Source organism: Stieleria neptunia, from assembly GCF_007754155.1.
GTDB lineage: Bacteria > Planctomycetota > Planctomycetia > Pirellulales > Pirellulaceae > Stieleria > Stieleria neptunia.
The window spans coordinates 8,735,374-8,749,299 of sequence record NZ_CP037423.1 but is presented as its reverse complement, the minus strand read 5'-3'; the positions used below and the strand labels follow the sequence as shown (position 1 = coordinate 8,749,299).

10 protein-coding genes are annotated in these 13,926 nt (G+C 60.6%); 4 read left to right on the top strand and 6 right to left on the bottom strand.

Annotation, left to right across the window (positions count from 1 at the left end; all coding sequences use genetic code 11):
- The first annotated feature begins 9 nt into the window (after positions 1 to 9).
- Positions 10 to 597 carry a class IV adenylate cyclase gene (gene cyaB, locus Enr13x_RS30460; protein ID WP_145390677.1) on the top strand — a complete coding sequence of 196 codons (588 nt, stop codon included), beginning with the start codon at positions 10 to 12 and terminating at the stop codon, positions 595 to 597.
- A 172-nt stretch (positions 598 to 769) separates the two neighbouring features.
- Here the strand turns inward: cyaB and Enr13x_RS30455 are convergent, their stop codons facing one another.
- Both Enr13x_RS30455 and Enr13x_RS30450 read right to left on the bottom strand, forming a co-directional pair.
- Entirely contained in the window at positions 770 to 3,736 is a 2,967-nt protein-coding gene (locus Enr13x_RS30455) for a hypothetical protein (RefSeq protein WP_145390676.1), read from the bottom strand.
- 28 nt (positions 3,737 to 3,764) lie between these two features.
- Positions 3,765 to 5,858 (bottom strand): hypothetical protein, encoded by a 2,094-nt coding sequence (locus tag Enr13x_RS30450; RefSeq protein WP_145390674.1) that lies wholly within the window; start codon positions 5,856 to 5,858, stop codon positions 3,765 to 3,767.
- Between the two features lie 136 nt (positions 5,859 to 5,994).
- On the opposite strand from Enr13x_RS30450, the gene tpx reads away from it, so the two are divergent.
- Both tpx and trhO read left to right on the top strand, forming a co-directional pair.
- Positions 5,995 to 6,510 carry a thiol peroxidase gene (gene tpx, locus Enr13x_RS30445; protein ID WP_145390672.1) on the top strand — a complete coding sequence of 172 codons (516 nt, stop codon included), beginning with the start codon at positions 5,995 to 5,997 and terminating at the stop codon, positions 6,508 to 6,510.
- Between the two features lie 239 nt (positions 6,511 to 6,749).
- Positions 6,750 to 7,682, top strand: coding sequence for an oxygen-dependent tRNA uridine(34) hydroxylase TrhO (gene trhO / locus Enr13x_RS30440; protein WP_145390670.1), 933 nt, complete (start codon positions 6,750 to 6,752; stop codon positions 7,680 to 7,682).
- Positions 7,683 to 7,910: 228 nt separating this feature from the next.
- Here trhO and Enr13x_RS30435 read toward each other — a convergent pair whose 3' ends face one another.
- Complete coding sequence (locus Enr13x_RS30435) at positions 7,911 to 8,549, bottom strand: RNA polymerase sigma factor (protein ID WP_145390669.1); 639 nt, start codon at positions 8,547 to 8,549, stop codon at positions 7,911 to 7,913.
- A gap of 163 nt (positions 8,550 to 8,712) precedes the next feature.
- Here Enr13x_RS30435 and Enr13x_RS30430 point away from each other — a divergent pair, with 163 nt between their 5' ends.
- The gene (locus Enr13x_RS30430) at positions 8,713 to 11,076 is read left to right on the top strand and encodes a serine/threonine-protein kinase (RefSeq protein ID WP_145390667.1); all 2,364 of its coding nucleotides are present in this window, start codon (positions 8,713 to 8,715) and stop codon (positions 11,074 to 11,076) included.
- Between the two features lie 150 nt (positions 11,077 to 11,226).
- Here the strand turns inward: Enr13x_RS30430 and Enr13x_RS30425 are convergent, their stop codons facing one another.
- From Enr13x_RS30425 to Enr13x_RS30415, 3 genes are all read right to left on the bottom strand, one after another.
- The gene (locus Enr13x_RS30425; RefSeq protein WP_145390665.1) at positions 11,227 to 12,036 is read right to left on the bottom strand and encodes a hypothetical protein; all 810 of its coding nucleotides are present in this window, start codon (positions 12,034 to 12,036) and stop codon (positions 11,227 to 11,229) included.
- Positions 12,037 to 12,247: 211 nt separating this feature from the next.
- Entirely contained in the window at positions 12,248 to 12,670 is a 423-nt protein-coding gene (locus Enr13x_RS30420; RefSeq protein ID WP_145390663.1) for a hypothetical protein, read from the bottom strand.
- A 321-nt stretch (positions 12,671 to 12,991) separates the two neighbouring features.
- Positions 12,992 to 13,912: a histone deacetylase family protein gene (locus Enr13x_RS30415; RefSeq protein ID WP_145390661.1), complete on the bottom strand. Its 921-nt coding sequence runs from the start codon at positions 13,910 to 13,912 to the stop codon at positions 12,992 to 12,994.
- Between the last annotated feature and the right edge of the window lie 14 nt (positions 13,913 to 13,926).

The window sequence follows — 13,926 nt, the reverse complement described above, 5'->3', positions numbered from 1 at the left end:
AGCGTCACCATGCTTGAAGTCGAAACGAAGTACGAACTTGCCGACAAGGATGACTTGATCAAGCGTCTGGATGAGATGGGGGCGGTGGGTGGCAACGTGGAACGCCACGCGGACACCTACTACCGTCACCCGTCGCGAGACTTTGTGCAGACCAAGGAAGCGTTTCGGATCCGAATGATCGATTCGGTTGCTTCGGTGACCTACAAGGGTCCCAAGATGGACGTCGGTGACTCGGCGTTGAAGGCTCGCGAAGAAATCGAGTGGTGTCTGGCGCCCGGTGACGCCGACGGCAGCCAAATGACCCGTCTGCTTCAGGCACTGGGGTTTGATCCTGTCGCGACCGTGCGGAAAGAGCGACGGTCGTATGCGTGGCCGACGACGGATACACAACACACCGATTTTACGCTGACCATCGATCAGGTCGATCAGGTCGGGCTGTTCGCCGAAATCGAGTTGCTGCTCCAAGACGATTCACCCGACGCGGTCAAGTCAGCGGGCGAGCGGATCGACGCGCTTGCCGGACGTCTCGGGCTGGTGACGACCGTCCGTTCCAGCTACCTGAATCTGTTGTTGGCCAAGCTCAGGCTAGACCGCTGAGAAAAACTTGTTTTCAAGCGTGTTTGGACCAACCCGGGTGTCGACCGGTCCAACCGTAGCGCCAAAGGGTCCCGCGATCGATAGGACCAATGGGACCAATAGGACAGATGGGACCCATACGTCCTCTGTGTCCTATTGGTCCCATTGCACGGTGGCAATCCGCTTCAATCGGCTAATGCATGACCGGCTCGTTGGCCTGGCGCAGAAACCATCGGGCGTGGCCGAGCCTGCGCAACGGCTCCCAGCCGGAATCGCTCCAAAGGTCGCGTTCCTTTTTGAAGTACCATGGCATCGCCGGGCCTTCATGGGCATGACGGTAAAGCACTTCATAGGCTTTCGCCGGATGCCCACGCCGTCGGTCATGTCGGACCAACGCGAGCGCAAAACGCGGGTCGTGGATGTCGACGATTCCACACAGTCGGCCAAAGGCGGATTCGAATTCGCGATTCTGCGATTCCATGTCCTTGATCGGATGCGTTGCGATCACATCGGGAAGTTCGCGATAGCCGATCGCGCGGACTTGACGATACGCCGCGTCGGCCGCCCAGGCGTACGCCAGAATTCCGGCCGGATCGGGTGGTGTCGAGAACGCTGGCGTCCGCTCCGGACCTGCCGTCTCTGAGCCGGGCGCCGCAGACGTCTCCTGACCTGGCAAGGGACCGAGTCGCTGCTGACAAAGTTCTAAGACATGATCGGCAGCAGCGATCACTTCGTTTAAGTGCTGCTTGCGAAGGGTGGGTTGATCGAGAGCCAGCAGATACAATCGCCACGCGACGGGATCGTCCAACGTCTCCTCCGGCTTCGGTGTTCGACTTAAAATCTTCGACGGGCTCGATCCGGCCAGCAACCGTTGCTGCAGCAGCTCGGCTACGGGATCATGGTCATAGTGCCACAACCAATCATGCGGTTCTGCCGGCTCGTTGGGATTGGCAGAAAGCCGCAGCCAACGCGTCGCCGGGCTTTGTTCGGCCGGTGAATGGAACGCGTACCAGAGGATCTCCGCACCATGCATCGAAATAGACGGTATCGTGCCATTGTACTCATCGACCCACAATCGTTTGTCGGTGGAAGAAACAGGATCCGATGCTCGCCGTTGGTGTTGCGTTCGTTTCCAAGGAGCGTCATCGGCTTTTTGCTCGAAACGAGAGGCCAGGACCAATCGTGGTGCCTGTTTCGGAGACGTGGGGAGCTTCACTGCCTGCACCAAAATCCACTCCGCTTGCGGGCTCGAATGTCGAAACGCTCCCAAGCGGTCGGCGGGTGTTTGCAGCCATCCCGTTTCCAACAGCGTCCAACACTGCAGATGGCTTTGGTCCCATGCCGGTACGGTTTCGTCGAGTTCTTGCAGGACGGTTTGGTGTCGAACGGTTCCGGGGTTTGACGACGCGCGATACCACCAAGATTGAACCGACGGTCCACGATTTAACAAATGACTTGCCGACTGGCGGACGGCGCTGGGGACTTCTGATTCTTCTTTTCGGTCCAGCCGTTCCACTCGAGTGACGGCGGACAGGAGAAGCGTGTCCGGAGTCTCTTGGCTGCCGATCAACTGAATCGTCTCAGGCTGTTCCGATTCCGTTCGGTTGGTCGTCTTCTCAAGCATCGGAGCCGTTCCCCGTGTCCATGAGAGCCGACATTGGCGATCGGTTGTGTTCCAGACCTTTCCTTTCCATTTGATTGTTTCGGGGGCGATGACATAGCCGCCCCGATGATCGAGCGTGTGCGTCGGCCAGCCATGATCGAAGGCGGGGCCGTCAACAAGTTCCGGTCCACCGATCCGCTGTCCGTGCAGGTCATACAAACGAATCCCTTCCACTTGATGCAGCGGGATCGCCGGCCCGTCGTCACTCAACCGCACTCGACCATCGACGGCATCCAGTGGAATCCGCGCCACCACCTGCATGCCCGCGTCAATTCGCTGGAACCGCTGGCTGTTGATCGCCGAGGCCGATTCACCGAACAACGCGTCGATCGGGCCGGTTGGTTCGCTGCCGGGTTGTTCGGCAACCGTGTGGCGTAAGGATCTCAGATCCTGCAACATTAATTTTGTTGCTCGGCGAAACGCTTCGGATGAACCAGGCTGTTTTCGGTCGCGGAATTCCGCAATGTCCGGAATCGAGGTCTTGGCGGGATGGGCCACGAAGTCCGGGGCGACCGTGGTTCGTTGATTTACCACGACTGCGACGCCGGTCTGGTGTGACAGCGAGGCGAGAAGCTGCGCCGTGTCGGTTGCGACGTTCCCGGGCTGACCGAGATTCGCAAACACGACCTCGCAGTCGAGACGCTGCGCCGCGTCCATCGCAGCCCCCAGATCCGCCGGCAACAGACCGCCGACATCCAGCCAAACCAGCTCGATGCCGGCCCGTTCGTTCGGCAAGTCGCCGGACGCCTGCAATAACAAGGTCAACAGGGATGGTTCCGATCGTCGATCCGTGTCGCGAGTCGATCCTGAGATCGTCCAGCATTTCAAGCGAATCTCGTCCGCCGATTCGGATGTCGGATTCCCAACCGGCTGCATCATCAAAATGGCATCGTCACGGCGAAACAGATGCGGTTGTTCAAGCCGCGCCGGCGGCAACGTGAACACCTCGTCCTCGCCGATCACGAGGTTTGCGTCCCAATCGAATGCCACCTGCCATGTCCCCTGGTCGTCTGTCCCCTGGTCGTCGATGCGGACGACGACATCGTTGGGGACATTCGATTCAACCAGCGGTTTCCATTTGGACCAAGGGTCGGGTGACTGTGGGCTGGACTGCTGTTCGAGCAGCGTGTCGCGGACGATCGTCCGGGGACGCCAGGGACCGCAGGCGACACCGCGATAGAGACGATGGCTGGCGTTCAAGTCCCAGTGGCGTGGGAGTTTGACCGGTCGCCCGCAGACGCCTTCGACGCTGTGATCGGGGACCGATATTACGTCGCGGAAGCACTTCGCCAGGTGAATGGAATTCCCGATGTCTCCCGAGTCGTCCACCGCCACCAAGCAGCGCCGCAAGTCCGGCAAGTGCTGGATCGGCAGGCCATACCCATCGATCGGATCGATCAGACCCACACGCAGTTTTTCACCGTTTGCCGTCGTGATGGGCCAGACGATGAAAAATAAAACCGCCAGACAAAGGGCGTTGAATCGGTGAACCGTCATTGGACCAGCCATAAAGCCTCTTACCCGATCACGCGCGTCCCAGGCGTCCGACCCACATGCCGGCGGCCAACAGCAACGTGATCGTTAGGACGGTGATGGAGGTGGCGACGATGATTTTGAAGCTGGCCCGCCCGGTGAACAGTTCGTTCCACGTCAGACGTTGATCGGCATCGATGCCTTGCAGTGTGAACATCGCCACCGGCTCACCTTGATCGGGGCCGGGACCGGTCGCTGCGACGGTGCTGGCAAAGATCTTTCCGGTGTCGCTGTGGCATTCGACGCATCCGGTGATGCCCAATGACCAACCGGCCGGGCGGACGTTGTGTGCCATCGGCCAACGGACCATGTCGATCGAATCTTCGTCGGAGACTTCGATTTTCTTGACCGTGTCTTCTTCGTCACCGCTGGCGTACACCACACCGCTGGACACGTAGACGACCTGTGCCAGGCCGAGTTCTTCTTCCAGGGCGGCGATGGCTGCGAAGACCTTTTCGCCGAACAGTTGCTCACCGGCCGCCTTGGTCGCCGCTTCGACTTTGGCGGCTTCTTCGTCGGTCCACTCGTCGGCTTTAGTGCGGTAGCGGTCTTCTCCGAGGGCTTCTTTGAGTTCTGAACTGCCCAGTTTGGGTGACAGCAATTCGCTCGTGAAATCACTTCGCACCCGCAGGGCCCGCCGCGTGATCTCGTACACCGAATCGGGATCGAGCGGTTGCAATTTGCCATCGACCAGACTGGCCCAGTAAGCCGGCCAGACGACGCGGTGCGGGTAAACTCGACCGTCGTCGCCCTTGGCGTAGACGGGGCCTGCGATCCGCGGCAGTTCCGTCCCCGTGCGGTGCCCTTTTTCGCCCAGAGAATGTGCCAGGGACGTCATGATCCCGAGTGCCTGGTCACGGGGCAGCGGACCGCCATGGCAGGCGGTGCAGGAGAGTTTTTCAAAGTGCAGCGGTGGCAATCCGGCGTGGGCGGGATGCGGTGATCCCAGCCGCCCGGCCAGTTGGTCCGTGGCGTAGGGATGGGATTCTGGTTCGTCGTCGGACGCATGCTGGAGTTCATCGACGAAGTCGGCGCCCAGGTGGCAGCCCGCGCACGACAGCGTGACCATGTCTTTGCCGCTGGGGTGGGCTTCGCCAGGAAAGGCCCGGACGATGTGGTGGTCGATCCCATTGCGGTGACAATCGATACACGCCATGCCGGCCCGCAGATGGACGTCTTCGTCGTGCGTCCAGCGGGATTGGATGCCCGATTCGTCGACGGTCCGATTGCTATGGCATTGGTAACAGGCGTTGTTTTGCGGTTGGCGGACCAGGTCGACAAAGACCGTGCCGTCGGTCGCAAAGCGAGACGCGTCGTAGCTGACTTTAGGCAGTTTTTCTTGGGTCGCTTCGTCTTCGGGATCGGAGCCCTCTTTGATCCGCGAAACCTGGCCGTCGATCGTGGCGATCTTAAGTGCGGCGGTGGCGGCCCAGGCGAAGTTTTCTTCGGCGATCTGGTCCCGTCGGGCATTGAAATCGTAGGACCCCGAAACGCCATGACATGCCAAACAGTCGATTTCTAGTGATCCGGACAGGGGCCAACGTGACGCGGTCGCGTCGGCCTCGGTGGTCTCGGCATCGCCCTCGTCGGCCTCGGCGGGTTTGTCGTCCTCTTGCTCGGGGGCGTGTCCCAGTCCGCCACCGGGGATGCGTCCGCCGAATTGCCGGACCATCGCCCACTGGTCGATACCGATTTGGCGGGGATCGAAGGTTTGTTTCCAGTCGCGGTAGGAGAGTGGCAATTGGGTCCCGGTGCGGGGATCGGTCCAGATCCAGGGTTCTCCCTCGCGGCCATCGGCGGACTCGGGCAGGAAGGCGTTAAAATGCCAGCCATGCGAGATCGTTTCATAGTCGTGGCAGCGCCCGCACGTCTTCATGCTGGAATAGGGCGTCGTCGAGTCCGGTTCGATGCGACGATTGTTCGCATCGTACAAGTGAATTTGGTGTAAAAACCGGGCGTCCCCGTCGCTGTGCGCAAATTTTGACCCGTCGGCAGCCGTCAGCCGAGACGACGCGCCGGCCAGGGCCAGCACGGCGATGCAAGCGAGGAAGCGAAGGGTTGGCGGAGACGAATGCGGCAAAAACATTGGAAATTTTTATTCTCTGGTCCGGGCATCCGGGGTGAGCCCCATTCCCGGTTGCGTGTCGGGGCAACATAATTTCAACAGCTTAACATTGTTCCGTAAAAATGTGTCGAACCGAACACCACACAAGGTTTTTATCATGAGTCAAACTGGCGTCATCACTTTCAAGGGCAACCCGATGACTTTGGCCGGAGAGGCGCTCGCTGTCGGCGCACCGGCTCCCGATTTTCAGCTCCACTACGCCGAAGGCGGCATCCAAACGCTGACGTTGGCCGATCTGAAAGGAAAACCCAGCATCATCAGCGTGGTTCCCAGTTTGGACACGCCGACCTGTGCGACCCAGACCAAAAAGTTCAACGAAGAACTCGCCGCGCTCGGTGACAAAATCAACGCCGTCACGGTCAGTCGTGACCTGCCGTTCGCCCAGGCCCGATTCTGTGGGGCCGAGGACATCAAGATGCGGACCGCCAGCGATTACCAGACGCATGCCTTCGGCAACGACTACGGATTGACGATCGAAGAGCTGAAATTGCTCACCCGCGCCGTCTTCGTCCTGAACGCCGATGGCGAAATCGCTCACAAGGAAATCGTCGCTGAAGTCACCGAGGAACCCGACTACGCCACCGCCTTGGCCGCACTGCGGATGCTGCTGTAGAACCAGCCGTCCGACGTCACCGCATACGAGTGGTGTCGAGTGCTGCCGGTAGCATCGTACGGATCCGTTGTACGACGTCCTTTCTAGGTCGTCGTGGGGAGTCCTTCGGACGACGGCCCGGAAGGGCCGTCGTACCTGTGAAGGTCAGAGTCCTACGGACGACGGCCCGGAAGGGCCGTCGTACCTGGAAAGAGGAGAGCCGACCCTCCACTGGCCGCCTAATTCTAACGCTCATCACGATGTCGAACGAACCACTCGAACGGACCGCCGACGACCTGCCGATCGTCGTCGCGGCGCTGTACCGATTCGTCGCCCTGCCGAACCATCAAGACTTGCGGCCGTCGATCGAAGCGGTGCTTGTCGAGAACAACGTCAAGGGATCGCTGTTGTTGGCGACCGAAGGCATCAACGGGACCATCGCGGGCACGCGCGATGGCATCGATGCGGTGCTGGACCACTTGCGGTCGATTCCCGAGTTCGCGGATCTAGACGTCAAAGAGTCCCGGTGCGCCGAACAACCGTTTCGACGCAGCCGAGTCCGATTGAAACGTGAAATCGTGACGATGGGCGTGGAGGGGATCGATCCCCAAGAATCGGTCGGAACCTACGTCGATCCGCAGGACTGGAATGATTTGATTGCCGACCCCGAGGTCGTCCTGATCGATACCCGCAACGAATACGAGATCGCCATCGGCAGCTTTGAAGGTGCCCAGAACCCGCACACGGAATCGTTTCGCGAGTTCCCCGAGTTCGTGGACAAACAACTCGATCCGTCCAAGCAGAAAAAGGTCGCGATGTTTTGCACCGGCGGAATCCGCTGTGAAAAGTCGACGGCCCTGCTGAAGCAAAAAGGTTTCCAAGAGGTCTATCACCTCCGCGGCGGCATCCTGAAGTATTTGGAAACCGTCCCGCCGTCGGAATCCAAATGGAACGGCGACTGCTTCGTGTTCGACCAACGCGTTTCCGTCGGCCATGGACTGGCCGAAGGCGAGCACGTGATGTGTTTCGCCTGTGGATGGCCGGTGTCGAAAGAGGACCAGCAGCATCCGGATTTCAAAGCCGGTGTGCACTGCCCCAATTGCGTCAACGAGATCTCTGAAGAACGCAAGCGACGCTTCGCCGAGCGGCAAGCGATGTGGGAAAAGCAAGGCCGTGTGAAATCGGGGGAATGATGGGGCAAAACGATGGGGGCAAAACGATGGGGTGGCAGAATGATGGGGTGGCAGAATGATGGGGGGGCAGAACGCTGGGGTGGCAGAACGCTGGGGTGGCAGAACGCTGGGGTGGCAGAATGATGGCGCCTCGTTCCCAGGCTCCTGCCTGGGAACGCACTGTCTTGGAGGCTCCCGCCTCCTGCCCGCTATGCCCCGAATCAGTCTGCCAACCCTCTCTCCGCCCTGCTATTCCCGGGTCGGGCGGACGTCGTCGAGGATCTTTTCCAGCTGCCGCATGCTGCGCGAGAGCAGGACTCTGACCGACACGTCGGACTTGCCGAGTTTTTCGGCGATCTTCTTGGTCGGCAATCCTTCGGCATAACGCATCCGAATCGCTTGACGTTGTTCTTCACCGAGTGACTCGACGGCCGCTTGCATCCGCATCATCCGCACGTCACGGCTGAACGCCGCACTGGGACTGGTCATGCTGGCGGCCAGCAGTTGTTCCAGCCCGGGGGCGGAATCACCCGAGGCGCTGCCGCTGCCGGCGGCGTGCAGGGATTGTTGTCGATTCACATCGCGTCGCTTGGCATCAAAATGAAAGCGATGGGCATCGACAACGCGTCGACGGGCGAGTTGTTGCAACCAGTCCATCGGCGAATACTCCTCCAGCGGCGCGGTCTCCAGGCCGGCAAGGGCCGCCGCCGAGACCTCTTGGACCAAGTCATCGACTTCGACCACAGCCAGCAGGTGTTCGCCGGTGATCGATCGCACGAAACCGGACAGCTGGGCTTGGTGCAGACGGATGTAGTCCGCCAACGCCGTCGCGTCTTTTTGTTTGATCCGCTCGATCAACGCCGAATCGGCAGGGGATTCATCGGGCATTTCGAATCGTCTTGATGGAATAGATGGCAAGGCTCGGAGCAGTTCCGCAACCGTCGGGCCGATCCGCAACGGGTGCGTGAATCGTCAGCACCGAGTATAACGGAGATCATCCGACCGGCGGTTCGCACTCGGCAAACGCTCTCCTGCTCGTCTATCCCGTTCCATGACCGACAGGGCACCCATTACCGACGACGCATCCGGGCAGGCCGCCGATTCGGACGCGTCGGTCGATCCCGACGCGACCACCAATGTCCCGAGCCAGGCGTCCGATGGCCAGGCGTCCGATGGCCAGGCGGTGATCGATCTGGACCAGATGGATGAGTTGTTGGAGCAGGCATTGGAGCACTACCTGCAAGCCGCCCCGTTGAGTTCGCCGCAGGAATTGATGCGGTTTCTGCCGGAGGTCGATCTGACCACCCGACGATTCCTGTTGGTCGAATTGATCAAATTGGACATGGCCAGCGTCTCCGAAGCCACGGTCACGGGATCGCAGCTGGGCGTGATTCCGCGCGTCGAAGATTACCTGACGCACTTTTCCGACGTGATGACCGCGGCGGATGTGCCGCTGGATTTGTTGATGGAAGAGATCCAGTTGCGCAAGGAAGCCGGCGAAGTGCTCGATCCGGCTGACTATGCCAGACGGTTTCCACAGCACGACTCGATGATCGCCGAACTGTTGGGCGGACAGTTGAGCGCCAAACCCGAAGCGACCGCCGCGGTCAACTATCGCAAGCGACCGCCGGAGTTTCAAATCGGGCAACAAATCGATGACTTTGTGATCATCCAGACGCTCGGCAGCGGCGCGTTCGCCAACGTGTACCTGGCCCGTCAGTTGTCGATGAGCCGTCTGGTCGCGTTGAAGGTCTCCAAGGGCACCGGCGACGAACCCCAAGCCTTGGCGCAGTTTGATCATCTGAACATCGTGCGTGTCTACGATCAACGCATGCTCGACGATCCGCCGTCGCACCTGTTGTACATGCAGTTTCATCCCGGCGGAACATTGGCCGACGTGGTTGAGCGGGTGCGTCACACGCGGCCCTGGGATCGATCCGGCGAGATGATCTTGCACGCCGTCGACCGATCGTTGTTGAAGACGGCTCAGGCGGTCCCGGAACGGTCGGCGCTGCGTGAAGCGTTGCGGACGATGTCTTGGCCGATGGCGGTGGCCTGGGTCGGAATTCAATTGTCTCGCGCGCTCGAAAGCGCCCATCGACGCGGCGTGATGCACCGTGACGTCAAACCGGCCAACGTGTTGTTGTCGGCCGAGGGCGTTCCCAAACTGGCCGATTTCAACGTCAGCTTTTCCGGCAGCGCCGGTCGCGCCGGAGCGGCCAGCAGTTTCGGCGGTTCGATCGGCTACATGGCGCCCGAGCACCTCCGCGCGATCTCCGCGACCACGTTCTCCGCGGTCGAAGAGGTGGGGCCGAAAGCCGACTTGTATTCGTTGGCGATCTTGTTGTGGGAACTGTGGCAAGGCAGACGGCCGTTCGAATCCGAAGGGCGACCGAAGTCCTGGACCGACGCGGTCGAGCAACAGCTTGACGCCCGTTCGTCGCTCAGCGCCCCGTCGGCGCAAAGCGAAGATGCGCTGGCGAGATTGTTGGAAAAAATCCTTCGCCAAACGTTGGCGTTCGATCCCAACGACCGGATCGGATCGGGCGCGGAACTGGAAGCGCGTTTGATCTTGGCCCTGCATCCCGATGCGGCACAGCTGTTTGATCCGGAACCGGAAAGCTGGCAAGGCTGGCTCAGTCGGCAATCGCCGTGGTGGGTCGCCGCGACCACGATCCTGGTGCCCAACGCGATCGCGGGGGTGTACGGTTTCTTCTACAACAATAAAGACACGTTGGACACGTTGTTCGAAGAGGTGGAGGGATTAGAAACCACGTTCTTGACGCTGGTGTTGTGCATCAACTCGGTTGCCTATCCGCTGGCCGTGTTGCTGGCGATCTACTACACCAGTCGCGTGGTCAAAGGGCTGGAATCGACCTCCGCAGGCAACGAAGCGACCGAAGAAGACCTTTCGTCGGCGCTGGAACTCGCTCATCGTGCCGCCGTGATCGGCGGTCTGCTGTGGTGCTTGGCGGCGGTGCTGTATCCCAGCGTCCTGTCGTTCATGCACCCCGAGTTTTCCCGTCGCGAAGTCGGGCACTTCTTTTTGTCGCATGTCATCTGCGGCGGCGTCGCGGCGATCTATCCGTTTTTCGGCTTGAGCATCTATGCCGTCTCCGTACTGTATCCGCGGATGGTCCGCTCGAAATTGAAAGATCCGAACTTTGACCAACACGTTGCCACGTTGGTTCGTCGCTGTGAGCGTTACTTGTTGTTGGCCTGTATGGTGCCATTGTTGGGGGCGACGTTGTTGTTGGTCAGCAACGAGGCGGCCAAGCACGTGATGTTGATCGCGATTGCGGCGACGGGCCTGGGGTTGTTCGCGGCGTTTTCCGCCTATCGATACATCCTTCGTCAGTGCTCCGTGTTGGCGCCGGTGCTCTCGAGTAAGCAGGATTCGATTTTGTCGCTATGAAAGAACCTCTCGCCGCGTTGCGATCCATCGCGCGACGAGAGGCGACCCTGAGTCTCAACTCGTTCCAAGGCTCCGCCTTGGAACGAGTGGGATAGGCTTCCAGCCTGTCATGACGCACCTCTCCTCCCAACGGTCCTTACGCAACGGTCCTTACCCGGCGGTGTTTCCGCCGGTGAACTGATCGATCGCCGAGCGGAGATCGGGCGAGGACAATCCCGCGCCGGAGTCACTCGGCGAAGACGGTTCGGCGGCAGGCGGATTGACGCTGGATGCCTGGTCCTGGGGTGTTGCTTCCGTCGCGGCAGGTGCTGCGGCCACCGCCGTCTCTGCGACCGCGGTTGCCGCCAGCGGAATTTCTGCGGCGTCGTACAAACGCAAGTTGTTCGCTTCGTCGGATTCCATGAATTGATCGAAGCTGTCGATGACCACCAACACTTGGTTCATGGCGATCGCTTGCCCGTTCAGGTTGCCCAGCGCCAGCGATTCGATCGGCAGGGTCAGCGTGACTTGGATCGCTTGGCCGGCCGCTATCGAATCGAGTTTGCTGGTCACGTTGGGGCTGGTCGGACGGATACGTCCCAGCAGCCCGACCAGCGTGACGTGCGCGCCGCAGACATCACGCGTGCTGCAGTTTTTGATCACGACGTCGAACGAGGGGCCACATCCGGCTGTCGCGTCGGCATGGCGGGTGATGGAAACGAGCTGTAGATCGCCCAGTTCCGCAGCCGGGATCGCGACCGGACCGTGGGGATGAAACGCGTTCATCGCCGCGGCGGGATTGGAGTCGTTGTTGACGCCGTGACGAAGCAACAGTCCGATGACATGGTCACATCGATCGGGGCCGTGAAGCAGTCGTCGCAGCGCAAGCTCGTCGGCGTTCGCGACGGCCAAGGAATTGCCGATCAGGGTGCCCGCGATCACCGCGAACATCCACCGGCACAGTCGGAGATGACGTTTCATGAGATTTGTCTCGTGAGAGTTTGGGGTGCTGTCAAAAAAACAGGCCCGGTGAGTGATTCAGTGCACTCGCCGGGCCTGCGGAAGATCATGCATGCAGAGCACTGGTCTGGGAAACTCTTTCGTCACCCTCCCTGAAGCGAGGGGAGGGTGACCTTGCGTCTTGTCTCGATGCCAGTGCTTGCGGATGCATGTGCTGGCAGACGCTAGCGTCCTAGTAGCAAGCCCAGTAGCTGGTGTAGACCGGGACGTGGTAGGTCACGGGCCGGTAATACGTGTAGGTGACCGGTCGGTAGCAGTGATAGCTGTAGGACGGTCGGTAGTAGCTGTAGCCGCGGCTGTAACCATAGCTGTACCCGTAACTGCGATAGCTGGGCGAGTAGCCGTAGCCGTATCCGACGCGTCGGAAGCAGGCGGCAATGGTGTCTTCGTCTTTGTCGTCATCGCCCAGCAACGCGTCGACGTCGGCTTGTCCGAAGTCGTCTTGATCGTCCGCCACGCTGTCGGACGATGCCTCGGCGGCCGCGATCAGATTCGTGTCCAGGGCGGCGAGCGATTGCAGCAAGTCATCATCGGCACTGACGGAGCCAAAGATCATCACCAGCGGAGCAACAGCAAACAGGATTCGTTTCAACATGGTTGGATACCTTCACGCGATTCGACAGAGATTTTGAATTCAGAAGGCGGCAGTCCGTCGAGTCACTCGCCGCATTCGTTGTCCTTGACTGAAGAACCAAGCGGAAGAGTCGGGCGGGTGTTTCAAAGATTTTTGGAAAGCGGGTTTGGGGCATACCGGGGGCCAGGGGCAAATGGCACGGGCATGCGTGTTGGTGTGCAGGCTTCAGCCGCCGTCCAGCTTAGGACGACCGGTTTTCCGAGTACGATGGCCCTTCCGGGCCGTCGCCCGTGGGGCTCTGCGCGACGACCTCGAAAGGACGTCGTACAAAACGGTACCCTTTCACGGCCTCAGCCCCGCCGCCAGGCCGCTGGCGATTTGCAGGGTTGCGGCGTGGATGGCGACGATCTCGTCGATGTCGGCTGCGTAGCCGCCGCTCATCGCAACCGCGACGGGGATCGAGCGGTCGATGCACCACTGCAGGACGGCGCGGTCGCGCTCGGCGAGGCCGGGTTTGGACAGGCACATCCGCCCCAGGCGGTCGCCGACGTACGGGTCCGCCCCAGCCAGGTAGATCACCAGGTCGAATTCACCGTCCACGCGCCACCGATCGAGCGTGTCGAGAGACCGCGAGAGTTTCTCGAGGTACGTGTCGTCATCGGTGCCGTCTTCCAGCGGGATGTCCAGATCGCTGGGGACCTTTCGCAGCGGGAAATTCTTCGCCCCGTGCATCGACATCGTGATCGCAGAAGAGTCGCTCGTGAGGATCGACGCGGTGCCGTTGCCCTGGTGCACGTCCAAGTCGATCACGCAGGCGCGTCGGATCAAGGATTCTGATTGCAGCGTTCGTATTGCGACTGCGGCGTCGTTAAACACACAGTATCCTTCACCGGCATCGGCAAACGCGTGGTGCGTGCCGCCGGCCAGATTGGCGGCAATACCGTCGTGCAAGGCGCTGCGGGAGGCCGCGATGGTCGCACCGGTGCTGCGCCGCGACCGCTGGACCATTTTGGGCGACCAGGGGAATCCGATACGCCGGACTTCCTGGGACGACAACGTGCCGGTGGCCACCCGGACGATGTAGTCAGTGTCGTGGCAGAGCCGCAACTGATCATCCGAGGCAGCCGGTGGCACCAGCAACACATCGTTGCGGTGGGCATCGCTGGTCGCGACGTGACGGCGCAGACGCCGGTACTTGTCCATCGGAAACCGGTGCGTCGGCGGCAACGGCAATTCGAAATGATCGGTATAGTACAGACGCACGTTGATCTATCAGA

What these genes read in the sequence shown, in the direction of transcription:
- Enr13x_RS30435 (WP_145390669.1), bottom strand. Translation starts at nt 8,549, where the DNA reads ATGCCCGATGAATCCCCTGCCGATTCGGCGTTGATCGAGCGGATCAAA.
- Enr13x_RS30430 (WP_145390667.1), top strand. Translation starts at nt 8,713, where the DNA reads ATGACCGACAGGGCACCCATTACCGACGACGCATCCGGGCAGGCCGCC.
- Enr13x_RS30450 (WP_145390674.1), bottom strand. Translation starts at nt 5,858, where the DNA reads ATGTTTTTGCCGCATTCGTCTCCGCCAACCCTTCGCTTCCTCGCTTGC.
- Enr13x_RS30420 (WP_145390663.1), bottom strand. Translation starts at nt 12,670, where the DNA reads ATGTTGAAACGAATCCTGTTTGCTGTTGCTCCGCTGGTGATGATCTTT.
- trhO (WP_145390670.1), top strand. Translation starts at nt 6,750, where the DNA reads ATGTCGAACGAACCACTCGAACGGACCGCCGACGACCTGCCGATCGTC.
- Enr13x_RS30425 (WP_145390665.1), bottom strand. Translation starts at nt 12,036, where the DNA reads ATGAAACGTCATCTCCGACTGTGCCGGTGGATGTTCGCGGTGATCGCG.
- tpx (WP_145390672.1), top strand. Translation starts at nt 5,995, where the DNA reads ATGAGTCAAACTGGCGTCATCACTTTCAAGGGCAACCCGATGACTTTG.
- cyaB (WP_145390677.1), top strand. Translation starts at nt 10, where the DNA reads ATGCTTGAAGTCGAAACGAAGTACGAACTTGCCGACAAGGATGACTTG.
- Enr13x_RS30455 (WP_145390676.1), bottom strand. Translation starts at nt 3,736, where the DNA reads ATGACGGTTCACCGATTCAACGCCCTTTGTCTGGCGGTTTTATTTTTC.